We start from the raw sequence: 20,877 nt of genomic DNA on the forward strand, positions 1-20,877 counted from the left end.
TGTCGGACGCGGGGTTTGGAAGGAGCGTGAGTCCGTGGGGGTCAGTGAGGAGAGCCGGCTGGTAATCGTCTCCAACCGGGGGCCGGTCGCTTTCGAGCGGGACGGAGAGTCTGAGGAGCGCGCCTACTCCCGCGGGGCAGGGGGGCTCGTCACGGCGCTGACCGCCGTCTCCCGCCGCCGGGATACCGTATGGATCGCCTCGGCGATGACCGACGAGGACGTGGCGGTGGCGCGCGAGTCGGAGAGCGCCGTGGAGGTCGAGGATCTGCGCGTCAGGCTGGTAGAGCATGGCCCGGAGGCCTACAACCTCATGTACAACCACATGGCGAATCCGCTCCTCTGGTTCGTTCAGCACTACCTCTACAACATGCCCTATCAGCCCGAGCTGGGGGAGAGCACCCGGCGCGCCTGGGAGGAGGGGTATCTCCCGGTCAACCGCAACTTCGCCGCGGCCGTGGCGCAGGTCATCGGGGAGGACGACCGCTTCCCGATAGTGCTGCTGCACGACTACCATCTCTACATGACGCCGCTGATGGTGCGGGAGCGGCTGCGGCGGGCGGCCTTCCTCTCGCTCTTCGTGCACATACCGTGGCCGCAGCCGGACTACTGGCGCATCCTGCCCCGCGACATCCGGGAGGCTCTGCTGCACAGCCTCCTGCAGGCGGACGTGCTCGCCTTTCACACCCGGCGCTACGCGCGCAGCTTCCTGGATACCGTCTCGCAGCTGCTAGGGGCCGAGGTAGATTTCGGGAGGGGTGCCGTGCGCTACGGGGGACGCGAGGTCTGGGTGCGGGCGTACCCCATCTCCATAGACGCCGGGGAGTTCGAGGAGATCTCGGAGCGGGATGAGGTGCTCAGAGAGGAGCGGGAGTACGTCTCGAAGCTGCCGGGGAGGCTCTTGGTCCGGGTGGACCGGATGGACCTCTCCAAGAACATCGTGCGCGGCTTTCAGGCGTACGGCAGGATGCTGGAGCGGCACCCGGAGATGAGGGGAGAGGTGACCTTCCTGGCTCAGCTGCAGCCCTCGCGCGGCGACATCCGGGAGTACGCCGAATACGCTGAGACGATCCAGGACGTGATAGCCGGGGTGAACGCCGCGCACGGAACCGGCGGCTGGAAGCCCATCGAGCTCTCGATGGAGGACAACTTCCCCCGGGCCGTGGCCGCCTACCGCAACTACGACGCCATCCTCGTGAACCCGGTCTTCGACGGGATGAACCTCGTCGCCAAGGAGTCGGCGGTGGTCAACCGCAAAAACGGCGTCCTCATCCTCTCGGAGAACGCCGGAGCACACGAGGAGCTCGGCGAGCACGCTCTGACGGTCAACCCGTTCGACATAGACGAGCAGGCCGAGGCCATCTACCGGGCGCTTAACATGTCCGAGGAAGAACGAAAGAGGCGTGCCGCAGCTCTCAAGGAGACCGTCCTCTCCAATACCATCGAGGACTGGGTCGAGGCGCAGTTCGAGGACATCCGGCGGTACATGCGGCGGCATCCGGTGAGGGAGTAGCGGCTCAGGAGGCCGCCCCGCGGGCCAGCAGCCTCAGCACGCTCCCCACGCCCTCTACGCCGTCCACGACGAGATCCGCCTCCCGCACTATCTCCGGCGGTCCCTCCTCGCTCTCGACCCCGACGATCAGGGCCTCCTTCAACGCGCCGGTGTCGCGCAGGCGGCGCAGCTCCCGGAAGGCGTCCAGATCGGTCGTGTCGTCGCCGGCGAAGAGTGCCCGCTTCGGCCGGTATTCCTCCACCAGCCTGCGGACGGCCGTGCCCTTGTCCGCGCTCACCGGAGGCCGCGCCTCCACGACGCCGCGGCCGACCGTGATCCTGAGCCCCAGCCGCTCCCCTTCCCGGGTGACGAACTCCCGGCACCGCTCGCCGACCTCGGGCGGTACGTTGCGGTAGTGGATGGAGGCTGTGATCCCCTTGCTCTCCACGAACGCTCCCAGCGGTCCCAGCTCCTCCCGGCAGCGGCGCTCCAGATGTTCGACGGTCTCCCGGTAGGGCCGGGCCTCAGGTATCACCCAGATCGCGCCGTCGCGCAGCAGCTCGAAGCCGTGGTTGCCGAAGTAGACCATGCCGTCCAGCCGGAGGAGGTCGTAGGCGTCGCGGGCCGTCCGGCCGCTGACGCCGGCCACGATTGCGCACCGGTCGGCGAGTATGGAGAGGGTGCTCCGCAGCTTCTCCGGAACTTCGGACATGTCCGGGGTGGGAACTATGGGGGCCAGCGTACCGTCTATGTCGGTGAAGACGCCGACGGACGGCAGATCCCGGCTCCACTCCTCCAGCCTCTGCCACGCTCTCTCGCTCATGCAGGTTGAGGATACGCCAGGCGCGCAGCGGCGGCAAGGATGCGCGCGTTCGCCACCCGACTACCAGGTCTCGGTGACCTTGCTGAGCCCCCGGGGCGCGTCCGGGTCGAGGCGCTTGAGGCGTGCCAGATCGTGGGCGAGCACCTGTAGCGGCACGGCGTACAGCACGGGCGAGAGCTCCTCGGGACACGGGCCGGGCAGAAGGAAACCGCAGGGAGCCTCCCGCACCGGGCCCTCCTCATCACAGACCACCGCAACGTCGGCCCCCCGCTGCCTGAGGCTCCGGACGAGGGAGACCATCCCCGGACGCGTCCGGCCGGGGGGGATGATCGCGATCACAGGGAAGTCCCGACCGATCATGGCTATCGGGCCGTGCCGGAGGTCGGCAGCGGAGAACGCCTGCGCTACCACGTATGAGGTCTCCATGAGCTTGAGGGCCGCCTCCTGAGCCGTTGCCAGATTGTAGCCGCGCGAGGTGACCACCAGATAGTCAGCGTAGCGGTAGCGGGCCGTTCCCTCCCACCCGCGCTTCAACCCCGCCCGAACCTGCTCCGGCAGCTCGCGGACCGCCCCACCCGGGGTCGCCCGCCCGTTGAGCGCCTCCACGAACAGGTAGAGCGTCAGCAGCTCCGCGGTGTAGGTCTTGGTCGCCGCAACGCTCTCCTCCTTCCCCGCCCGCAGAGGGAGGTGGAACTCCGCGGCCTGCGCGAGCGCGGAGCCCTCGTCGTTGGTGAGGGAGAGGGTCGCAGCCCCAAGATCACCCGCCCGGCGTACCGTCTCCAGTACGTCCCTGCTCTCCCCGGACTGACTGATGCCCACGGCCAGAACCCCGCCGAGATTCATCTCGCTCTCGTAGATGGTGAAGGCCGAAGGCGAAGCGAGGGCCGTCGGAGTGCCCAGATTGACCTCGAAGAGATACTTGGCATACAGAGCGGCGTTGTCCGAAGTGCCCCGGGCCGCGATCATGACCGAGCGAAACCCCCGGGTGCGCAGCGCCCGCGCCGCCGCATGTACCGCTCCCCACCCCTCCTCGATTACGCGCCCGAGCACCTCAGGCTGCTCGTGTATCTCCCGGAGCATCTTGCTCACAACCCACCCCCGTTCACTCCACTACCTCCAGATTGCCCGATCGGAGCACCCCGCCATCCCCCTCACGAACCGGCGCAGCAGAGAACCCCGCATAAATGGTATAGACAACATGATATGAGGGAGTAAGGGGGGCTGCAAGGGGGGATGGCAAGAATCGGGTGGTGGAGGCGGGGGCTGGCGTATATCTTTCTCTGGCGTAAGGAGGTGAGCGGGCATGTGGGCCAAAGACGGGGTACGTCATAGCTGGTCTGAGGACTACCGGCGGGTGGAGCGGGCGATCTTGTATCTGGTGGAGAACTTTCGGCGGCAGCCGGATCTGGGCGAGGTTGCCCGGGCCGTCGGTTTGAGCGAGTATCATTTCCAGCGGGTCTTCAAGCGGTGGGCCGGGGTCTCGCCCAAGCGTTTCGTGCAGTCTCTGACGCTCCGGCATGCCAAGGGGTTGCTGGAGTCGCGGAGTGTGCTGGAGGCTGCGTACGGGGCTGGGCTCTCGGGGCCGGGGCGGCTGCACGATCTGTTCGTCGCCTGTGAGGCCGTGACTCCGGGGGAGTACCGGCGGCGGGGCCGGGGTGTGGAGATGGTCTGTGGCTTTCACGCTACGCCGTTCGGGGAGTGTCTGATCGGGCTCACTCGGCGCGGGGTCTGCTGGCTCTCCTTTCTGGAGGGGGGGCGTGATGAGGCTCTGGAGGAGTTGAGGCGGGAGTGGCCGGCCGCGGTTCTCCGGGAGGATTCCGGGCTCACCGGTCCTGTGGTGGAGCGGATCTTCGGTCAGATGGGCGGGGAGCCGTTGCGGCTCTTTCTGCGGGGCACGAACTTCCAGATCAAGGTCTGGGAGGCGCTCCTGCGGGTGCCGCCGGGCGGGCTCGTCTCCTACCGGGAGCTCGCCGGGAGCGTGGGGCGTCCCGATGCGGTGCGGGCGGTCGCCGGAGCGGTGGCCCGCAACCCGGTGGCGTATATAGTTCCCTGCCACCGGGTCATCCGCAGCACCGGAGCGGTGGGGGGCTACCGGTGGGGGGCGGTTCGGAAGCGGGCGATGATTGCGCGCGAGGCTGCGCTGCGGGCCGGTTAGGTCCTCTCGTGCATTATGAGGCGGGCGCGCCAGAGGCTTGCGGCGTGGGCGAACCCGAGTGTGCAGGCGGCTCCGCCGGCGAACGCGGCGATCCGGGCCGCCGTCTGCAGGAGGCCGCTGCCGAGCAGGCCGTCGCCGCTCAGCAGGGCGGCCAGGAGGGCGGCCAGGACGCAGAACGTGCCCCAGATCCAGGCGTTCTTGCGGTCCCGTTGCAGAAAGATGGATACGTAGAGTTCGTCGGGTGTCAGGAGTCTCTGTGGCGTGGGCCGGATGCGGGCGGGAGATCCGCCCGCGAAGGACTTGAAGGGCCGGGGTGGGATGAAGTAGGCGAGCGCGGTGCCGAAGACGGCTCCCAGGGCGTAGATCAGGGGGCCGTCGGGGCCCAGCGCGTATGCGAGCAGGACGAGGAGCGGGAAGCCTCCCGCACCCAGCGCGGTCGCGTTGCGCAGGGTGTCCCGTTCGCTGTTCTGGACGCGAAGAGCCTCCCGGGCGCGGGGGCTGCCGTCGAGAGAGCTCTCGTCGAGGGGCTCTGCGCCGCCCAGCCGGATCAGGAAATCCCGCAGCTCCTCATCCGGCGGGCGTCTCAAGAAGCGTCTCCGGAGGTCGGCTCGCTCTGGCTTCTGTTGGGGTTCGGGGGCTTCAAGTCACGCTCCGTGTAAGGTTCCGCGGGTTGCCACGGTCGGCGGAAGCCATTATATACATCCTCTAGGTGCTGCCGTCGAGCGGCTCGTTCTTCTCCAGGCTCTCCAGGGCCCGCAGTGCGGCCTGCTTCAGCTTCCGGGAGCTGTCCGCCCGCAGGACGGCGCGCAGGTCCTCCATGGCCGGGTTCCTCTGGCCCAGAGCTGCGCGGGAGGAGGCCCGGTTGTAGTAGGCGAGGCCGAACTCAGGGTCCTGTTTGATGGCCTGCGAGGTGGCCTCCACGGCCCCGAGGTGGTCTCCGGTGGCGTCCAGGCTGGCGCCGAGCGCGCAGTAATAGCGGGGGAGGGGCTTGCGCTGCACGAGTTCGCGGTAGATCTCGACCGCCCGCTCGTAGTCGCCCTTGCGGTAGGCGTTGCCGGCCTTGCGCTCCTCGGCGGCGACCGAGCGGGCGGCGAGGGAGACCAAGATCACGGTCATCGCCATATACACGAGCATCACCGGGACCGCCCGGTCCGGGCGCGCCATGTTCACGATCACGGGCAGCCAGAGCACGAGGATCCCGGCGATCGCCAGCGGCACGAGGCGTGCGGCGAACTCCCCGTAGGCTTGGGCGCGCAGCAGGTCGCGATTCTGACGACCGATTATGGCGCCGAAGGCGAGGAGGACCGCAGCCGTTATACCGGCCGGGATCCAGAGGCTCAAGAGAGCTCCTCGATGGCCTGACGGCTGACCTTGCGGAAGCGCCGGGGGAGATCCACCTCCAGCGCCTTCTTGAAGTCGGCCAGGGCCGAGCGCTTGCGGCCCATCTTGCGGTAGTTCATCGCCCGGTTGTAATAGGCGATCCCGTACTCAGGGTCCATCTCGATGGCGCGGCTGGTGGCCTGCAGGGCTTCCTCGTGGCGCTCGGCCGCCGCGAGCGCCGCTCCCCGGAAGGCGTGGTAGCGGGCCAGGGGCTTCTCCCGGCCCAGCCGTTCGTAAAGCCGTTCGGCCTCCTCGTAACGGCCCTTGCGGAAGGCCCGGGCCGCTTTGCGCTCCCCGGAGGGGATGGAGAAGATGTTGCAGAGCAAGATCAGGGCTCCCATCGCCACCGCCCAGGTCAGGGGGACCCAGTCGGCGGGCGGATTCTGGATCAGGGGCAGCGTGGCGGCCATCAGCAGGATGCCGCCGAACGGCAGCATCCGCCGCGCAACCTCGCCCCATGCCCGGGCGCGCACCAGATCCCCGTTCGCCGAGACGACGGAGCGGTAGCCGATGAAGATGAGGAGGGCGATGAGGAGGAAGAAGATGGTGTAGTTCATGCGGCCCTCCTCATGGCTACCCGACCGGCGCCGCCTTCGCGGTCTCCAGCACCCTCAGCGCGGGGGCGGTCAGGCGCTCGAACTCCGCGTCGCCGATGGCCGGGCGGGCTCCCTCGACCGGGATCCCGCGCTCCAGCGGGATCCAGGACTTGCACCCCCCGTAGCTCTCGCTGTAGGGGATCTCCACCGGCTCCGGCAGCAGGTAGTTCCTGAGCACCAGGATGGTGAGCGGCTTCTTCGGGCGCCACTTGAGCCGGCTCTCGGCGTACTCCCGCGTCCAGACGTGGTAGGGGTCCAGCGCTTGCAGGGTCTCTTCGTCCGAGATCTCGTACGCCCGGTGCACCTCGGCGAAGGAGGTGAAGCGCACCGGACCGTCGTCCCGGCCGCCTCTCGTCTCCTCCAGGATGCCGTGGAACCCGGGCTTGAGCTGCTCCGGGTTCTGGTGCTCGTAGCTCGGGAAGAGCAGGAAGCGCTCGCGCTCGACCGCGAACGCCTTCTCGCGGATGCCGCCCTTGCGCACCGCGAGGGCCGTCAGGCCGCGCTCCATCGCCCGGATCGCGACCGCCCACTCCTTGAGAGCGTGGCGTAGAGGGTTCAAGGTTTGCACCTCCCGTATAATGGGTGTCCGCGTGTGCTGTAAGAGATTATATATGTTGCCGGGAGGGCTTCGATCTCCTCAGGAGGGTAAGAGATGACGGATGTGTCGCAGGAGTACAGGATCGAACGCGACTCAATGGGAGAGGTGCAGGTGCCCAGCGCCGCCCTCTACGGGGCGCAGACGCGCCGGGCGCTGGAGAACTTCCCGATCAGCGGCCTGCGTTTCCCGCGGCGCTTCATCCAGGCGCTCGGGGCGATCAAGCTCGAAGCCGCCGAGGTGAACCACGAGCTGGGCCTGCTCGACGGGCGGCTGAAGGACGCCATCGTAGAGGCCGCCGCGGAGGTGGTGGAGGGCCGGCTGGACGACCATTTCGTGCTGGACGTCTTCCAGACCGGCTCCGGGACCTCCACCAACATGAACGCGAACGAGGTGATCGCCAACCGCGCCATCCAGATCCTGGGCGGCGAGGTGGGCTCCAAAGACCCCGTCCACCCCAACGACCACGTGAACAGAGGGCAGTCCTCCAACGACGTGATCCCGACCGCCATACATCTTGCGGCCCTGATCTCCATCAAGGAAGACCTGCTGCCGGGGCTGGAGAAGCTCCGGAGCGCGCTGGAGCGGAAGGCCGAGGAGTTTGACGGCGTGGTGAAGACCGGCCGGACGCACCTGCAGGACGCGACCCCGATCCGGCTCGGCCAGGAGTTCCGGGGCTACGCCGGACAGATCGAGCGCGGCATAGAGAGGGTGGAGCGCGCCCGGGAGGAGCTCTCCGAGGTCGCTCTCGGCGGCACGGCGGTCGGTACCGGCGTGAACACGCACCCCGAGTTTGCCGCCAAGGTCTGCGAGCGGCTCTCCCGGCGGTTTGGCGTCGAGGTGCGCGAGACGGAGAACCACTTCCAGGCTCAGAGCGCGCTCGATGGGGTGGTCTTCGCCAGCGGGGCTCTGAAGACCGTGGCCGTCTCGCTCATGAAGATCGCCAACGACATCCGGTGGCTCGGCAGCGGGCCGCGGGCGGGTATCGCCGAGATCGCCCTGCCAGAAGTGCAGCCGGGCTCGTCCATAATGCCGGGGAAGGTCAACCCCGTTATCGCCGAGAGCGCCGCCATGGTCGCCGCCCAGGTGATGGGCAACGACGCCACCATAACCGCCGGCGGGCAGAGCGGCAACTTCGAGCTGAACGTGATGATGCCCGTGATGGCGCACAACCTTCTGGAGTCGATCAAGATCCTCTCCACTACCGCCAACAACTTCACCGACCGGTGCGTCGCCGGGCTGCGGGCCACCGAGCGCGGTCCCGAGCTGGTCGAGCAGGGGCTCATGCTCGCCACCGCGCTCGCACCCAAGATCGGCTACGACGCGGCGGCCGAGATCTCCAAAGAGGCCTACAGGACCGGCAAGACCATCCGCGAGCTCGCCCGCGAAAGGACGGACCTCTCGGAGGAAGAGCTGGACCGCCTCCTCGACGCCCGCAAGATGACGGAGGTATAAGCCGAGCCCGGCCTGAGGGCGCGCCGCTGTTAATTACCCGGCACCCGGCCCGGCGATACCTGCGCGGATGTCGAGGGGGAAGATCTTCGACCGGCTGAATGCCGGCGCGAGGATGGTGGTCGTTATCAACCCGCGCCAGCGACGGGTGACCGTCTGCAGGTCACCCGCCGACGCCGTCATCCTCTCTGAAAGCGAGGTCATACCCGGCTTCCGGTCCGGCAGAACAACGCTTCGCACGGGCTATTGCCGTCCCCACCCGCGTAATGTAACCTAAATTACAGGCAGGGCCGGAGGGTTTGCGTTCGGCCTCGCCGGGCAATATTCCGTTATCCGATGCTGGCCGGTTGGCGGAGTGAAGGGAGAGGACGATGAGCGTTCTCGACGCCCGGGTATCCGGGGCGGAGGTGCCGGCTCCCGGTTCCGCGGAGGAGCTGCGGCGCTTCGCGCAGCTTCAGACCCGGATGCCGGCGGTGTTCGAGGGGGTCTTCTCGAACCCGCGCGCGGACAGGACCGTTGTCGTGATCCCCAGTCTCTCGCTGGACGCGGAGGAGCTGGCCAAGATCTCGGGCGTCCACCACTACGAGGAACGGATGCTGTGCATGCTGATGCTGCTGCGGCTGCCGCGGGGCCGGCTCGTCTACGTCACGAGCCAGCAGATTGCCTCCCCGATAGTCGACTACTACCTGCATCTCCTGCCGGGCATACCTTTCCGCCACGCCCGGCGGCGGCTGACCATGCTGAGCTGCTACGATGCCTCTCGGGTGCCGTTGACGCAGAAGATTCTGGACCGGCCCCGGCTGGTAGAACGTATCCGGGCGGCGATCCCGGACGTCCGGACGGCGCACATGGCCTGCTTCAACTCCACCCCGCTGGAGCGGACGCTCGCCGTGCGGCTGGACATCCCGCTCTACGGCTGCGACCCGGCCCTGAACTACCTGGGCACGAAGAGCGGCGGCCGGGAGGCTTTCCGGGAGGCCGGGGTGCCCGTACCGGCCGGCTTTGAGAACCTGCGGGACGAGCCGGAGGTGGCGGAGGCGCTCGTGGAGCTGAGGCGGCAGAACCCCCGGCTGCGGCGCGCCGTGATAAAGCTCAACGAGGGATTTTCGGGCGAGGGGAACGCGGTCTTCCCTTATGACGGCGCTCCGGAGGGCGGGGAGGAGCTCGCGCGCTGGGTGCGGGATGAGCTGCCGCGCCGGGTCCGGTTCGAGGCGGGCGGCGAGACCTGGGAGCGCTACCGGCAGAAGTTCGCGCAGATGGGCGGGATCGTCGAGAGCTTCGTGGAGGCTGCGGGGGGCGAGGAGATCCGTTCGCCGTCGGTACAGTGCCGCATAGACCCGCTCGGCGGGGTGCACGTGATCTCGACCCACGACCAGGTCCTGGGCGGCCCCTCGGGGCAGGTCTTTCTGGGCTGCTCGTTCCCTGCAGCTGCGGAGTACGGCCGGGAGATTCAGGAGATGGGCCGGCGGGTGGCGGAGGTGCTGAAGCGGCGCGGGGTACTGGGCCGCTTCGGGATAGACTTCATCTCCGTCCGGCGCGGGGTGCGCTGGGAGCACTACGCCATCGAGATCAACCTCCGCAAGGGCGGCACCACCCACCCGTACATGATGCTGCAGTTCCTGACCGATGGGAAGTACGACCCCGAGGAAGGGCTGTACCGCACCCCGGCCGGAAAGCCGTGCTACTACTTCGCTTCGGACAACCTCCAGAGTCCGGAATACAGAGGGCTTACCCCCGACGACCTCGTAGACATCGCGGTAGATCACGGCCTGCACTTCGACAGCGCGGCTCAGCAGGGAGTGGTGTTCCACCTGATCGGGGCGCTCTCTGAGTACGGTAAGCTGGGCACCGTCTGCATCGGGGACAGCCCCGGGAGCGCCACGAAGTTCTACCGGGAGACGGTCGCGGTTCTGGACCGTGAGGCCCGGTGGTAGGGACCCTAGCCGGAGAGCAGGTGGAAGGCCACATACCCGAGCGTGGCGAGACCGGCCAGGGCGGAAAGAAGCATACCGGCCTTCGTCACATCCGAGGCGTTGATCCAGAGGGTAGCGAGCTCCCGGCTTATCTCCCTCAGCCGCACCTCCAGCCGGTCCAGAAACCGGGCTACGGGCAGCAGCTCGCCGGAGATTAGGGCCAGCCCGACGAAGACCGTGATCCAACCGGGCCCGGGCGCCAGCACCATGAAGAAGCCGGCCAGTGCCAGCGCCGCTCCGAAACCGAGGTTCAGGAAGCCCGCCGCGCTCAGCCGCCACCGGCCGCTCCGGTGGCGGCGGTAGTAGCGGTCCTGGAAGCGGCGGCCGGGCTTGCCGTGCCGGAAGCTCCGCCAGCTCTGCCGCACTCTCTCTCCCATGGCATGAGAATATACCGCCTGAGAGGGCTCATGGGGATTCAGGATTGAGCCGTAGGAGATTCGGGAGGTGAGAGTTGACCGAAAAGAGCGTCTTCATAACCGGCGGGACGGGCGGGCTCGGCCGCGCCGTCGTCCGCGCTTTCACGGAGGCCGGGTACTCGACGGCGGCCACCTACCGCGGTCCGGAGGAGCCGCGAGAGGGAGTGCTGGCTCTGAAGGCTGACGTTCTGGACGCTGAAGCCGTGGAGAGTGCGCTGCGCCGGGCTGCGGAGGAATTCGGGAGCATCCGGGGGCTGGTGAACCTCGTCGGCGGCTTTGGGGCGGGGAGGCTGGCCGAGACCTCCGACGAGGACTGGGAGAGGATGATGGAGCTGAACCTCAGGAGCAGCTTCATCGTTACCCGGGCGGCGCTGAGGTACCTGCCGGACGGCGGCCGGATCGTGAACGTGGGGAGCGCCTCGGTGGTGAGGAGGGCTCCCGGCGTCGCCGCCTATGTAGCCTCCAAGGGCGGGCTCATGGCGCTCACCCGCAGCCTGGCGAACGAGCTCAGGGAGCGCCGCATAGCCGTAAACGCCGTGCTGCCGACGATCATAGACACCCCGGCCAACCGGCGGGCGATGCCGGACGCCGACCGCTCCGGCTGGCTCCTGCCGGAGGAGGTGGCCGAGGCGATCCTGTGGCTCGTAGACCAGAGGGCCGGGATCGTGACCGGGAACCTGATCGAGCTCGGCCGGTAGCGGCTAGACCGGCGGCGAGACCAGGTCGAAGGCGCTCAGGATCACCACGATCGTGGCGAACGAGTTGAAGACGGCGTGGGCCACGAACGGCGGTAGCAGGCTGCCGGTGCGGGCGAACAGATAGCAGAGGCCGACGGAGAGCAGGAAGAGGGCGGGCAGGAGCACGGGCTCCAGATGTAGCAGTGCGAAGACGGCCGAGGACAGTACGGCCGCGAGTGCGAACGAAGCCTTCTCCGCCGCAGACCGCCCCGCCTTAGGTTCCCCCAGTCGCCTCCCCAGGAGATTGCCCAGCCTGTACAGCCCGTTGAAGAGCGCGCCCCGGAAGACCAGCTCCTCGACCGCCGGTCCGATGATCACGACCACCAGAACCGCGGCCGGGATGGCGACGGCGGGGTTCTCCGAGATCCAGACCCGCAACCCCTGCATCAGAGGTTCCTGAACGGTCGATTCGACCGGATAGCCCATACGCTCGAAGATGAACCGGGTGGCGAGATTGATCGGGATGCTCGCTGCCAGAGCCCCTACACCCACCGCAACGCCCAGCGCCAGCCCGACCGGCATTCCCCCGGCCGGTCGGGCGAGGCCGAGGGGCGAGAGGGAGTAGCTTAGGGCGCGCCCGGTCCGGCGCAGCACGAAGACCCCGGCCCAGAATGCTCCCAGCGTCAGGGCGAGCAGGATGGCGTTCTGCAGCACCACCAGCAGCAGCGTCTGACCCGCGCTCAAGACCCGCTCCCGAGGTATACCCCGCCGCCTCCGCCGCCGTCGAGCACATCCTCGAGGATGCGGAGCTTTATCGTCCGGGGCAGGAGGTTGATCTCCGCGAGCTCCTCCCGCGCGAACCAGCGCACCTCCTGCAGTGTGGGCTGCTGACCCGTGTCCTCTGGATCGCCGCCTAGCCGGGCCTCGCCCGGACCGGCTGCTAACCTGACCGTTATGTCCACCGTGTGCCGCCCCTCCCGGATGAACTCGCTCACGTAGAGCACCTCCAGGAAGCGCCCCTCCAGGCCGGCTTCCTCCCGGACCTCCCGCTCGGCACACTCGGGTATGGTCTCACGAGGCTCCAGACGGCCGCCGGGCAGCACCCAGTACGGCTCGAGCCCCGGTTTGGCGTGCCGGACGAGCAGCACCCGGCCGTCTTTCTCGACCACGGCCCCGACCCGGACCCCGAAGTCCAGCTCCCGCTGCGATGCGCGGATCTTGCCCATGGAGCCCGAGTATACATCCTCCGGAGGAAGACCGGTTGTGAGCGGGTTATCCCGACACCTTTCCGGAGAGATGAGATAGAATGAGGTTTAAAGGGGTGAGGTGTCTATGTGGTGGATATCGGTAGCTCTGTTCGCGGCGGGGCCGCTCGCGGTCATCGTCTTCGGGGCCTGGATCATAGGGCCCGTGCTCTTCTCCGCAGGAGCGGTCGTAATGGGGGCCGACCTGCTCAGGCAGGGCGCCGACCGACGGGCCAGCTGGGTGCTGGTGGTGCTGGGCGCCATCTCCATACTGGGAGGTCTGGGGCTCGTGCTGCCCGGAACTATCTGAGGGCCCGGGCGGCCGGCCGGGTCCCGACCTGGCTGCCGACCCAGACGTACCCGTCGGACCACACCTCGCGCTTCCAGATCGGCACGACCTGCTTGATGCGTTCTATGGCGTAGCGGCTGGCCTCGAATGCGGCTCCCCTGCGGGGAGCCGCCACTACGATGACCACGCTCGGCTCTCCGAGGCCTACCCTCCCGATGCGGTGGACGATGCGTACCTCCCGCACGTCCCAGCGCTCCGCTATCTCCCGGCCGATCTCCGCCAGCTTGCGGTCGGCCATCGGCCGGTACGCCTCATACTCCAGATATTCGACCCTCGCACCCTCGGTCGCGTCCTCGCGCGTGGTGCCGATGAAGGTCGCCACCGCCCCGCAGTCCGGGCGGAAGGCCCCGGAGATTATCTCGCCGACCACCAGCGGCCCCTCGACGATGGCGAACAAGCTAACCTCCCGAGACGGGCGGCAGTATCGCCACCTCATCTCCCGGAGATACCCGGCGCTCCATCCCCGCATACTCCTGATTGACGGCGAACGCTAAAGTGTCGCCCATCGGCGTCAGACCCGGGTAGCGGCCGGTCAGCTCGTTCCAGAGATCTCCCAGCGTGGCGCCGTCCCGCACCTGAAGCTCCAGCTCGCGCGCCCCGGCCTGGTCGGCCGCCGCTCCGAAGAGGAGCACTCTCACCGCTCTCGTGCCGTTCATGCCGCTCATTATGGTAACACGTCGGGCGTGTACTCCAGCCCGACCACCACGCCGAGCGCGCGGTGAAAAACGGCGAACTCCGCCGGCTCCCCGCTCAGCGGCTCCCCGTCGGCCGTAAACTCCAGATCCGGCGGCGAGGCTTCGATCAGGACGTCCCGCGCGCGGGTGAAGAAGACCCCCTCGGCCTCCAGGTAATCGGTCCTCGCGAGCGCCAGCGGTCCGAGCTCCAGCAGCTCGTGCAGCCCGACGTCCTCGATCACCACTAGGTCCAGCAGTCCATCTTCCGGGTTGGCCCTCGGAGCGGCGGGCCAGCCGCCCCCCGCGTACCGGCAGTTCCCGACCGCGACGTTTATGGCCCGCAGATCGCGCCGCTCGCCGTCCAGGACGAGGTGTAATTCGCGGGGCTCGAACTCCTGCGCGACCTCCAGCGCGGCCCGCAGGTAGGCGAGCCGTCCCCAGCGGCTCTTGAGCTCCTTGTCAACGGCCTCGGAGATCCGGGCTCCCGCTCCGCCGTTGGCCACGTTGACGAAGAACCGCTCGCCGCCGCTCCGCAACCGGATACGCGCCGCGTCCAGCCTCCGGAGGCGACCTTTGCGCAAGATCTCAACCGCCTCTTCCGGGTCCGGCGGGATCGCGAGCGTCTGTGCCAGATCGTTGCCCGTCCCGGCCGGGATGATGGCCAGCGTCACGCCCTCCGGGAAACCGGCCATCCCCAGCCCGTTGACCGCCTCGTTAACGGTCCCGTCGCCCCCGGCGACCACGAGCAGACCCTCCTCCCACTCGCGCGCCGCCGCCGCGGCGTCTCCGGGGCGCCCCGTAACTACCCACTCCGGCCCGAACTCTTCCAGCAGCGGACGCAAGATCCCGGGGTTGCAGGAGCCTCCTCTGGAGGCCGGGTTGCAGATCACGCGCACCTCGGGGACGACCGCCATGGGAATGAAGTTTACCCGATGCGCCGGAAACCGGTCAGCCGGCTTTGAGATTCGGCTCGCCGATGCGGTTCAGATGCGCCACCGGTAGCCAGATCTCCCGCCCGCCGGCCAGCTTCACCACGGCGTTATCGCCGTCCTCGGCAACGTAGCGCACCTCGCCGGCCCCGAGAGGGGTCTCGACGAGATCTCCCACCGAAAGGCCGTGCAGGAAGGCCTCCCGCAGGGCCGAGACGTACGCCAGAGCCAGCGACCGGCCCAGATGAGCGCCCTCGTCGCGCCGGTCGGCTACCAGGATGCCCGCGATCCGGTACAGGTTCGCCCGGCTGACCTGAGCTATGAGGCACGCCCGGATGGTCTGGCGGACGAGCTGCCGCTCGAACTCGGTGTACCGCTCCCCGCTGCGCTCCAGGATGCTCATCACGCGCGGGAACGCTCGCTCGGTCGCCTCGGCGACCGTGAGGCCGTTGATCCCCCGCTCGTAGAGGTGGGGGTCCAGCCGCTCTTCGTCGCGCAGCCGCGCCCGGGAGAGCCACTCCTGCCGGTTTTCGCGCCGTTGCTTCATGTACGGATTCTACCACGCGGAGGACGGAAAACACCCCCGAATCTCCTGCAAACGCGCGCTTTCCGGTTGTGGCGGGGCTGCGGAGGCATCCGACCGGATATCATGTACGAAAGCGGAAGAACGGGGGTGAGATGTCTGTCGAAGCGCGGGAGTTTCTGGAGCGATTGAAGCGGGAGGTCATAGCCCATCCGGCTCTGACCCACCCTTTCCTGGAGCGTTTCGGGGAGGGGGATGTGGACGAGGAAGGCGTGCGGGCGTTCGCCATCCACTACTACCGGCACATCCGGGTGAGCCGGCTGTATCTGGCGGCGGTCATCTCCAATGCCCGGGACGACGAGCCGCTGCAGCTGGCTCTGGCCGGCATCCTCTTCGACGAATACGGAGAGCTGGACCCCGAGCGGACGCATCCGGCCCTGTACCGGCGTTTCATGCGGGCGCTCGGGATAACGGAGGAGGAGTGGGCGGCTCCTGAGACCCTGCCGGAGGTGGAGGCGTTCATTGAGGAGCACTACAGGATCTGCCGGGACCCGGACATTCGGCTCGGGTTGGGAGCTCTCGGCCCGGCGAGCGAGTGGCCGGTGCCGCCGATCTACGTCCGCCTCTGCGAGGGCTTGAGAAAAGCCACAGAACTCTCGGAACCCGACCTGGAGATCTTCACCAGTCACGTCATCATGGACGTAGAGCACGCCCGGATCATGATGGACGCCGTCGCGCCCTACGCCGAAGACGCGGAGGGGCAGGGCCGGGTCCGCGAGGGAGCGATGCGCTCGCTGGACGCCCGCAGGAGGATGATGGACGGCATCTACCGCGCCGTCTACCGCGAACCGGCCCCGCGGACCGGCGCGTCTTCGTCGGTCAGAACCCGGGGCGGTTAGGGGAGATTCCGGCGAATCCGGGTAAGATAAACTCATGCCCGAGCTGCCGGAGGTGGAGACCATAAAGAACGACCTGCGCGAGCTGGTCGCCGGCTCCCGGGTGGAGCGGGCCGAGGTCCTCCACTCCAGCCTGGTCGAGTGGCCGGGGGCAGAAGAGTTCGTCCGGCGGCTGGAGGGCGTGCGGATAACCGGGGCCCGCCGCCGGGGCAAGCACCTCATCATCGAGCTGGACTCGGGGGACGCGCTCGTGCTGCAGCTCAAGATCGGGGGGCAGCTCCTGCTCGTGCCGCCGGTGGAGGAGCCCCGGAAGAACGTCATGCTCGTGCTCTACCTGGACGGGAGTAGGAGGCTCTTCCTGCGGGACCAGACCGAGTTCACCCGCGCCCGGGTGCTGAACCGGGAGGAGCTTGAGGAGCGGCTGGCCGATCTCGGACCCGAGCCCTTCTCCGGGGAGTTCTCGGCCGGGTGCCTGCGGGAGAAGGTGGGGAGCCGGCGGGCGCAGATAAAGCCCCTGCTGCTGGACCAGAAGGTGGTCTCCGGGATCGGGAACATCTACGCCGACGAGATCCTCTTCGGCGCCCGGGTGCACCCCCGGCGCAAGGCGAACACGCTCACGGAGGCCGAGTGGGAGCGGCTGCACGCCGCGATCCGCAAGAACCTCGCCGCCGGAATCGAGCACCGGGGGACGACGGTACGCCTGTATCGGGACGTACTCAACCGCCCCGGCGGGCACCAGCACCACCTGCGGGTCTTCGAGCGGCACGGCGAGCCCTGTCCCGAATGCGGTGGGGAGGTGGCGCGCGCGAAGGTGGGCGGGCGGCCGACGCACTTCTGTCCCGCCTGCCAGCCGGAGGATGGTCCGGGGGATGGCGAGGCGTTAACATTGTTGTAAGTTGCGTGAAAGGAGTGTTGCGGAGTGGCTGAGCGGTACGATCTCGTAATCATCGGGGGCGGGAACGCCGGGTACGTACCCGCGATCCGGGCCTCCCAGCTAGGCATGAGCGTCGCTCTGGTGGAGAAGGAACCGTATCTCGGCGGGACGTGCCTCAACTGGGGCTGCATACCCACCAAGGCGCTGCTGCACACGGCCAACCTCCTCAACGAGGTCCGGCACGGCAAGGACTTCGGGGTGGTCGCGGGCGGCATAGAGCTCGACTACGCCCGGGCCTCGAAGCGCAAGGATCAGGTCGTGGACACGCTGCGCAAGGGCGTCCAGGGCCTGATGAGGAAGAACAAGGTCACCGTATACCGGGGCGTGGGAAGCTTCGTCGAGCCCAGGAAGATAAAGGTCCAAGGCGAGGACGGCGAGCAGGAGCTGGAGGCCGGGAACGTGCTCATAGCCACCGGTTCGGCCGTCAACACCCTGCCGGGGCTGGAGTTCGACGGCGAGCGGATCATCTCCAGCGACGACGTACTCACCATGGAGGGCTATCCGGAGTCCATCATCGTTCTGGGGAGCGGGGCCGTCGGGGTCGAGTTCGCCAGCATGTACAACGACTTCGGCGTGGACGTCACCATCGTCGAGATCCTGGACCGCATCGTGCCGCTGGAGGACCCGGAGGTCTCCGCCGAGCTCAAGAAGGCGTTCGAGAAGCGCGGCATCCGGGTGCTGACCGGGACCAAGGTGGACCCCGAGAGCCTCAAGAAGACCGACAGCGGCGTGACCATCAGCGCGGACACCGGCAGCGGCGAGGAGACCCTCGACGCCGAGATGCTGCTGGTGGCGGTCGGGCGCAGGACGGTCACCGAGAACCTGAACTTGGAGGCCACGAAGGTCGAGGTGGACGACCGGGGCATAATCCAGGTAGACGAGTACTACCGCACCGCCGAAGACGGCGTGTACGCCGCGGGCGACGTGGTCGGCGGATACTGGCTGGCGCACGCAGCCTCGCACGAGGGCATAGTCGCCGTCGAGCACATGGCCGGCGAGAACCCGCATCCCATAGACCAGAACCTCATCCCGCGCGTGACCTTCTGCCGGCCCGAGGTGGCTTCCTTCGGTCTCTCCGAGGAGCAGGCTAAGGAGGAGGGATACGAGGTCAAGGTCGGCAAGTTCCCGTTCCGGGCCATCGGCAAGGCGCTCATCGAGGGCGACCCGAACGGCTTCGTGAAGGTCGTCGCCGACGCCGAGACCAACCTGCTGCTCGGGATGCACGCCATCGGGCCGAAGGTGACGGACCTGATCGCCGAGGGCGTCTTCGCCAAGCTGGTCGAGGGCACGCCCGAGGAGATAGCCATGGCCGTCCACGCGCACCCGACGCTCTCAGAGAGCTTCGCGGAGGCGGCGATGGCCGCGGAGGGCCGGGCGATTCACTTCTAGAGGCCCCTACGATCCCCGCCGGGACGGCTTCGGCTTCCGGAATCCGGTCCGCTCCGGACGGACTCTCCACGGGGGCGGCCTGTGCTTCGGCATGGCCGCCCTCTCGCTCGCCCTCTACCGGGAGCGCTACCCCGGAGCGCCGCTAGCCGAGCGCCCGCCGGACCCGGAGCTGTTGGCCCTCATCCGGGAGTGGCAAGCCCGGCAGTATCGCCCGCGCTGCGTGCGGGCCACCGTGCGGTACTGGCTGAGCTCCCTGGGCGGCAAGCCGGAGTACGCTCCGGCGCGGCTGCGGCTGCCGGACTCCGAAGACCCGCACCTCCTCTGCTTCGGGCCGCGGCCGAACACGCGCTTCCCGCTCTACTTCCGCCGCGCGCACGCCGCGGTCCCGTACCGGCTGGAGCGGGGGGAGGGAGTCTGCCGGATCTACGTCTACGACCCCGATTATCCGCGGGATAGCGGACGCCGCGTCACGTTCCGGAGAGGCGGCACGGAGTTCGAGTACGGCCGGATAAGCTCGCGGGAGGGCTGGGGGATCGTGCTCGTCCCGCTCTCGGCGATACAGGTCACAAAGCGCCGGTAGCGGTGCGGTAAGATACGAGAGGAAGAGCTGAGAGCGGGAGAGGAGCGTTGTGGCTCGCAGGAAGATCGAGATAAACGTCCTGGAGGGCGGCCAGAAGACCTACACCGTCCGGCACCGCTGGGAGGACCGGCCCGTGCCCCCGCCGCCGGACGGCACTCAGACCCAGTATCTGCCCTTCCGGCAGGAGAAGGGGCGGCACGGACGCCCCGAATGGCTGAAGGCGAAGGTGCCCGACGGGCCGGGCTACCGGGAGATCAAACAGACCATGCGGGGCCTCAAGCTCCACACCGTCTGTGAGGAGGCCCGCTGCCCCAACATCGGGGAGTGCTGGAACAACCGCACGGCGACCTTCATGATCCTGGGCAACGTCTGCACCCGCTCTTGTGGGTTCTGCGCCGTGCTGACGGGCAAGCCGCAGGGATTGGATCTCGGGGAGCCTGCGCGGGTGGCCGACGCGGTGAAGAAGATGGGGCTCAGGCACGCCGTCATAACCTCCGTCAACCGCGACGAGCTGCCCGACGGCGGGGCGAGCGTGTTCGCGGCCACCATCCGGGCCATAAGGGAGGAGGTTCCGGGCTGTGCCGTGGAGGTGCTCACCCCGGACTTCAAGGGGGACCGGGAGGCTATCAGGACGGTCATGGAGGCCCGGCCCGACACCTTCAACCACAACATAGAGACCGTGCCGCGGCTGTACGGGGCGGTCAGGCCGCAGGCGAAGTACGGAAGGTCTCTAGAGGTGCTGCGCTACGCCAAGGAGCTCAACCCGGCCGGGCTCACCAAGAGCGGCTTCATGGTGGGGCTCGGGGAGGTGGAAGAGGAGATCCACCAGACACTCCGGGATCTGCGCGAACACGAGGTGGATATCGTGACCGTCGGGCAGTACCTCAGGCCGACGGAGAACCACCTGCCGATGAGCCGCTACTACACCCCGAAGGAGTTCGCGGAGATCAAGAAGTACGCGCTGTCTTTAGGGTTCAGGCACGTGGAGAGCGGCCCGCTGGTGCGCAGCTCCTACCACGCCCACGAGCAGACCGAGGATGCCCGCCGCGCGACGGCGCCCGCGTAGAGATGGAGTTGCAAAGGCGGACGGGGCTGGAGGTCCGGCGCCTGCCAGGGCTCCAGCCGTATGCCGGAACGTGGGAGCTCCAGAGGGAGCTCGTGCTCAAGCGCCGGCGGGACGAGATACCGGACACCCTGCTCCTGCTGGAGCACCCGCCGGTTTACACTCTCGGGCGCTCTGCCAGGGACGCCTCCAACTTAGGCGCCGGAGAGGAGTACCTGCGGTCGCTCGGGGCGGAGGTGTTCTGGATCGACCGCGGCGGTGACGTCACCTTCCATGGACCGGGCCAGCTCGTCGGCTACCCGATAATCCGGCTTAAGTACCGGGAGGCACACCGCTACCTCCGGGATCTGGAGGAGGTTGTCATCCGGACCGTCGGGGAGTTCGGGCTGGAGGGGCGCCGCCATCCGGACTACACCGGCGTGTGGATAGAGGACCGGAAGATAGCCGCCATCGGCGTGAAGTTCTCTTCGGGCTGGGTCACCTCCCACGGATTCGCGCTCAACGTCAACACCGACCTGCGCTGGTTCGAACGGGTGACGCCCTGCGGCATCCGGGAGTACGGTGTCACCAGCCTGGAGCGCGAGCTCGGCCGGAGGGTTGATCTGGAGGGCGTGGAGCGCGGCGTCGTGCGGCACTTCAGGGCGGTCTTCGGAGTGGATTAAAGTCTCCGCGCTTTTCTGCCGATAACCTGTTGAGCGCAGGGTTGACGGGGAGAACGGGCGTTACTTGCGCGGGCGCGG

25 protein-coding genes are annotated in these 20,877 nt (G+C 68.1%); 12 read left to right on the forward strand and 13 right to left on the reverse strand.

Annotated features, from left to right (window positions below):
- Positions 1 to 34 precede the first annotated feature (34 nt).
- Entirely contained in the window at positions 35 to 1,510 is a 1,476-nt protein-coding gene (locus E0L93_RS11220) for an alpha,alpha-trehalose-phosphate synthase (UDP-forming) (RefSeq protein ID WP_132691946.1), read from the forward strand.
- Positions 1,511 to 1,514: 4 nt separating this feature from the next.
- On the opposite strand, the gene otsB is transcribed toward E0L93_RS11220, so the two are convergent.
- Positions 1,515 to 2,312, reverse strand: a complete 798-nt coding sequence (gene otsB / locus E0L93_RS11225) for a trehalose-phosphatase (RefSeq protein WP_132691948.1) — start codon at positions 2,310 to 2,312, stop codon at positions 1,515 to 1,517.
- A 60-nt stretch (positions 2,313 to 2,372) separates the two neighbouring features.
- Complete coding sequence (locus tag E0L93_RS11230) at positions 2,373 to 3,392, reverse strand: SIS domain-containing protein (protein ID WP_132691996.1); 1,020 nt, start codon at positions 3,390 to 3,392, stop codon at positions 2,373 to 2,375.
- Between the two features lie 223 nt (positions 3,393 to 3,615).
- Here E0L93_RS11230 and E0L93_RS11235 point away from each other — a divergent pair, with 223 nt between their 5' ends.
- Positions 3,616 to 4,467, forward strand: a complete 852-nt coding sequence (locus E0L93_RS11235) for a methylated-DNA--[protein]-cysteine S-methyltransferase (RefSeq protein ID WP_132691950.1) — start codon at positions 3,616 to 3,618, stop codon at positions 4,465 to 4,467.
- Here the strand turns inward: E0L93_RS11235 and E0L93_RS11240 are convergent.
- The 4 genes from E0L93_RS11240 to E0L93_RS11255 all read right to left on the reverse strand — a co-directional run bounded on the left by E0L93_RS11240 (position 4,464) and on the right by E0L93_RS11255 (position 7,002).
- Complete coding sequence (locus tag E0L93_RS11240; protein ID WP_132691952.1) at positions 4,464 to 5,054, reverse strand: hypothetical protein; 591 nt, start codon at positions 5,052 to 5,054, stop codon at positions 4,464 to 4,466. The two genes, E0L93_RS11235 and E0L93_RS11240, sit on opposite strands and share 4 nt — an antisense overlap.
- A 118-nt stretch (positions 5,055 to 5,172) precedes the next feature.
- A complete protein-coding gene (locus E0L93_RS11245; protein WP_132691954.1) occupies positions 5,173 to 5,808 on the reverse strand; it encodes a tetratricopeptide repeat protein in 636 nt (211 codons plus the stop codon).
- The gene (locus E0L93_RS11250) at positions 5,805 to 6,404 is read right to left on the reverse strand and encodes a tetratricopeptide repeat protein (RefSeq protein WP_132691956.1); all 600 of its coding nucleotides are present in this window, start codon (positions 6,402 to 6,404) and stop codon (positions 5,805 to 5,807) included. Before E0L93_RS11250 ends, E0L93_RS11245 begins: the two co-directional genes overlap by 4 nt.
- A gap of 16 nt (positions 6,405 to 6,420) precedes the next feature.
- Positions 6,421 to 7,002, reverse strand: a complete 582-nt coding sequence (locus E0L93_RS11255; RefSeq protein ID WP_132691958.1) for a DUF1802 family protein — start codon at positions 7,000 to 7,002, stop codon at positions 6,421 to 6,423.
- 93 nt (positions 7,003 to 7,095) lie between these two features.
- On the opposite strand from E0L93_RS11255, the gene E0L93_RS11260 reads away from it, so the two are divergent.
- Together E0L93_RS11260 and E0L93_RS11265 are read left to right on the forward strand one after the other, a co-directional pair.
- Positions 7,096 to 8,493 carry a class II fumarate hydratase gene (locus tag E0L93_RS11260; protein WP_132691960.1) on the forward strand — a complete coding sequence of 466 codons (1,398 nt, stop codon included), beginning with the start codon at positions 7,096 to 7,098 and terminating at the stop codon, positions 8,491 to 8,493.
- Positions 8,494 to 8,861: 368 nt separating this feature from the next.
- Entirely contained in the window at positions 8,862 to 10,424 is a 1,563-nt protein-coding gene (locus E0L93_RS11265) for a peptide ligase PGM1-related protein (RefSeq protein ID WP_132691962.1), read from the forward strand.
- Between the two features lie 5 nt (positions 10,425 to 10,429).
- Here E0L93_RS11265 and E0L93_RS11270 read toward each other — a convergent pair whose 3' ends face one another.
- Complete coding sequence (locus E0L93_RS11270; protein ID WP_132691964.1) at positions 10,430 to 10,840, reverse strand: PGPGW domain-containing protein; 411 nt, start codon at positions 10,838 to 10,840, stop codon at positions 10,430 to 10,432.
- Positions 10,841 to 10,914: 74 nt separating this feature from the next.
- Here E0L93_RS11270 and E0L93_RS11275 point away from each other — a divergent pair, with 74 nt between their 5' ends.
- Positions 10,915 to 11,577, forward strand: a complete 663-nt coding sequence (locus E0L93_RS11275; protein WP_132691966.1) for an SDR family NAD(P)-dependent oxidoreductase — start codon at positions 10,915 to 10,917, stop codon at positions 11,575 to 11,577.
- Between the two features lie 3 nt (positions 11,578 to 11,580).
- On the opposite strand, the gene E0L93_RS11280 is transcribed toward E0L93_RS11275, so the two are convergent.
- Together E0L93_RS11280 and E0L93_RS11285 are read right to left on the reverse strand one after the other, a co-directional pair.
- The gene (locus E0L93_RS11280; RefSeq protein ID WP_132691968.1) at positions 11,581 to 12,300 is read right to left on the reverse strand and encodes a CPBP family intramembrane glutamic endopeptidase; all 720 of its coding nucleotides are present in this window, start codon (positions 12,298 to 12,300) and stop codon (positions 11,581 to 11,583) included.
- Positions 12,297 to 12,782, reverse strand: a complete 486-nt coding sequence (locus tag E0L93_RS11285) for an NUDIX domain-containing protein (protein ID WP_132691970.1) — start codon at positions 12,780 to 12,782, stop codon at positions 12,297 to 12,299. The genes E0L93_RS11280 and E0L93_RS11285 overlap by 4 nt, the downstream gene beginning before the upstream one ends.
- A 106-nt stretch (positions 12,783 to 12,888) precedes the next feature.
- Between E0L93_RS11285 and E0L93_RS11290 the strand changes: the two genes are divergently transcribed.
- Positions 12,889 to 13,110 (forward strand): hypothetical protein, encoded by a 222-nt coding sequence (locus E0L93_RS11290; protein WP_132691972.1) that lies wholly within the window; start codon positions 12,889 to 12,891, stop codon positions 13,108 to 13,110.
- On the opposite strand, the gene E0L93_RS11295 is transcribed toward E0L93_RS11290, so the two are convergent.
- The 4 genes from E0L93_RS11295 to E0L93_RS11310 are packed head-to-tail and all read right to left on the reverse strand — an operon-like array spanning position 13,103 to position 15,299.
- A complete protein-coding gene (locus E0L93_RS11295; RefSeq protein WP_132691974.1) occupies positions 13,103 to 13,585 on the reverse strand; it encodes a molybdenum cofactor biosynthesis protein MoaE in 483 nt (160 codons plus the stop codon). The genes E0L93_RS11290 and E0L93_RS11295 overlap by 8 nt on opposite strands.
- Positions 13,548 to 13,805, reverse strand: a complete 258-nt coding sequence (gene moaD / locus E0L93_RS11300) for a molybdopterin converting factor subunit 1 (RefSeq protein WP_165874316.1) — start codon at positions 13,803 to 13,805, stop codon at positions 13,548 to 13,550. Before moaD ends, E0L93_RS11295 begins: the two co-directional genes overlap by 38 nt.
- 8 nt (positions 13,806 to 13,813) lie before the next feature.
- A complete protein-coding gene (locus tag E0L93_RS11305; protein ID WP_132691978.1) occupies positions 13,814 to 14,737 on the reverse strand; it encodes a diacylglycerol/lipid kinase family protein in 924 nt (307 codons plus the stop codon).
- A 34-nt stretch (positions 14,738 to 14,771) separates the two neighbouring features.
- Positions 14,772 to 15,299, reverse strand: a complete 528-nt coding sequence (locus E0L93_RS11310) for a hypothetical protein (RefSeq protein ID WP_132691980.1) — start codon at positions 15,297 to 15,299, stop codon at positions 14,772 to 14,774.
- A gap of 131 nt (positions 15,300 to 15,430) precedes the next feature.
- On the opposite strand from E0L93_RS11310, the gene E0L93_RS11315 reads away from it, so the two are divergent.
- The 6 genes from E0L93_RS11315 (at position 15,431) to lipB (ending at position 20,799) form a co-directional block, all read left to right on the forward strand.
- Positions 15,431 to 16,174: an iron-containing redox enzyme family protein gene (locus E0L93_RS11315; RefSeq protein WP_132691982.1), complete on the forward strand. Its 744-nt coding sequence runs from the start codon at positions 15,431 to 15,433 to the stop codon at positions 16,172 to 16,174.
- Between the two features lie 34 nt (positions 16,175 to 16,208).
- The gene (gene mutM, locus E0L93_RS11320; protein WP_132691984.1) at positions 16,209 to 17,066 is read left to right on the forward strand and encodes a bifunctional DNA-formamidopyrimidine glycosylase/DNA-(apurinic or apyrimidinic site) lyase; all 858 of its coding nucleotides are present in this window, start codon (positions 16,209 to 16,211) and stop codon (positions 17,064 to 17,066) included.
- A gap of 24 nt (positions 17,067 to 17,090) precedes the next feature.
- Positions 17,091 to 18,494, forward strand: coding sequence for a dihydrolipoyl dehydrogenase (lpdA, locus tag E0L93_RS11325; protein ID WP_132691986.1), 1,404 nt, complete (start codon positions 17,091 to 17,093; stop codon positions 18,492 to 18,494).
- Between the two features lie 91 nt (positions 18,495 to 18,585).
- Positions 18,586 to 19,074 (forward strand): hypothetical protein, encoded by a 489-nt coding sequence (locus tag E0L93_RS11330; protein ID WP_132691988.1) that lies wholly within the window; start codon positions 18,586 to 18,588, stop codon positions 19,072 to 19,074.
- 49 nt (positions 19,075 to 19,123) lie between these two features.
- A complete protein-coding gene (gene lipA / locus E0L93_RS11335; protein WP_165874317.1) occupies positions 19,124 to 20,140 on the forward strand; it encodes a lipoyl synthase in 1,017 nt (338 codons plus the stop codon).
- A gap of 2 nt (positions 20,141 to 20,142) precedes the next feature.
- Positions 20,143 to 20,799 carry a lipoyl(octanoyl) transferase LipB gene (lipB, locus tag E0L93_RS11340; protein ID WP_132691990.1) on the forward strand — a complete coding sequence of 219 codons (657 nt, stop codon included), beginning with the start codon at positions 20,143 to 20,145 and terminating at the stop codon, positions 20,797 to 20,799.
- Positions 20,800 to 20,877: the final 78 nt, after the last annotated feature.

Origin of the sequence: Rubrobacter taiwanensis, from assembly GCF_004337705.1 — a bacterium.
GTDB lineage: Bacteria > Actinomycetota > Rubrobacteria > Rubrobacterales > Rubrobacteraceae > Rubrobacter_C > Rubrobacter_C taiwanensis.

What these genes read in the sequence shown, in the direction of transcription:
- otsB (WP_132691948.1), bottom strand. Translation starts at nt 2,312, where the DNA reads ATGAGCGAGAGAGCGTGGCAGAGGCTGGAGGAGTGGAGCCGGGATCTG.
- E0L93_RS11230 (WP_132691996.1), bottom strand. Translation starts at nt 3,392, where the DNA reads ATGCTCCGGGAGATACACGAGCAGCCTGAGGTGCTCGGGCGCGTAATC.
- E0L93_RS11235 (WP_132691950.1), top strand. Translation starts at nt 3,616, where the DNA reads ATGTGGGCCAAAGACGGGGTACGTCATAGCTGGTCTGAGGACTACCGG.
- E0L93_RS11250 (WP_132691956.1), bottom strand. Translation starts at nt 6,404, where the DNA reads ATGAACTACACCATCTTCTTCCTCCTCATCGCCCTCCTCATCTTCATC.
- E0L93_RS11260 (WP_132691960.1), top strand. Translation starts at nt 7,096, where the DNA reads ATGACGGATGTGTCGCAGGAGTACAGGATCGAACGCGACTCAATGGGA.
- E0L93_RS11265 (WP_132691962.1), top strand. Translation starts at nt 8,862, where the DNA reads ATGAGCGTTCTCGACGCCCGGGTATCCGGGGCGGAGGTGCCGGCTCCC.
- E0L93_RS11270 (WP_132691964.1), bottom strand. Translation starts at nt 10,840, where the DNA reads ATGGGAGAGAGAGTGCGGCAGAGCTGGCGGAGCTTCCGGCACGGCAAG.
- E0L93_RS11285 (WP_132691970.1), bottom strand. Translation starts at nt 12,782, where the DNA reads ATGGGCAAGATCCGCGCATCGCAGCGGGAGCTGGACTTCGGGGTCCGG.
- E0L93_RS11290 (WP_132691972.1), top strand. Translation starts at nt 12,889, where the DNA reads ATGTGGTGGATATCGGTAGCTCTGTTCGCGGCGGGGCCGCTCGCGGTC.
- E0L93_RS11295 (WP_132691974.1), bottom strand. Translation starts at nt 13,585, where the DNA reads ATGAGGTGGCGATACTGCCGCCCGTCTCGGGAGGTTAGCTTGTTCGCC.
- moaD (WP_165874316.1), bottom strand. Translation starts at nt 13,805, where the DNA reads ATGAACGGCACGAGAGCGGTGAGAGTGCTCCTCTTCGGAGCGGCGGCC.
- E0L93_RS11305 (WP_132691978.1), bottom strand. Translation starts at nt 14,737, where the DNA reads ATGGCGGTCGTCCCCGAGGTGCGCGTGATCTGCAACCCGGCCTCCAGA.
- E0L93_RS11310 (WP_132691980.1), bottom strand. Translation starts at nt 15,299, where the DNA reads ATGAAGCAACGGCGCGAAAACCGGCAGGAGTGGCTCTCCCGGGCGCGG.
- E0L93_RS11315 (WP_132691982.1), top strand. Translation starts at nt 15,431, where the DNA reads ATGTCTGTCGAAGCGCGGGAGTTTCTGGAGCGATTGAAGCGGGAGGTC.
- mutM (WP_132691984.1), top strand. Translation starts at nt 16,209, where the DNA reads ATGCCCGAGCTGCCGGAGGTGGAGACCATAAAGAACGACCTGCGCGAG.
- E0L93_RS11330 (WP_132691988.1), top strand. Translation starts at nt 18,586, where the DNA reads ATGGCCGCCCTCTCGCTCGCCCTCTACCGGGAGCGCTACCCCGGAGCG.
- lipB (WP_132691990.1), top strand. Translation starts at nt 20,143, where the DNA reads ATGGAGTTGCAAAGGCGGACGGGGCTGGAGGTCCGGCGCCTGCCAGGG.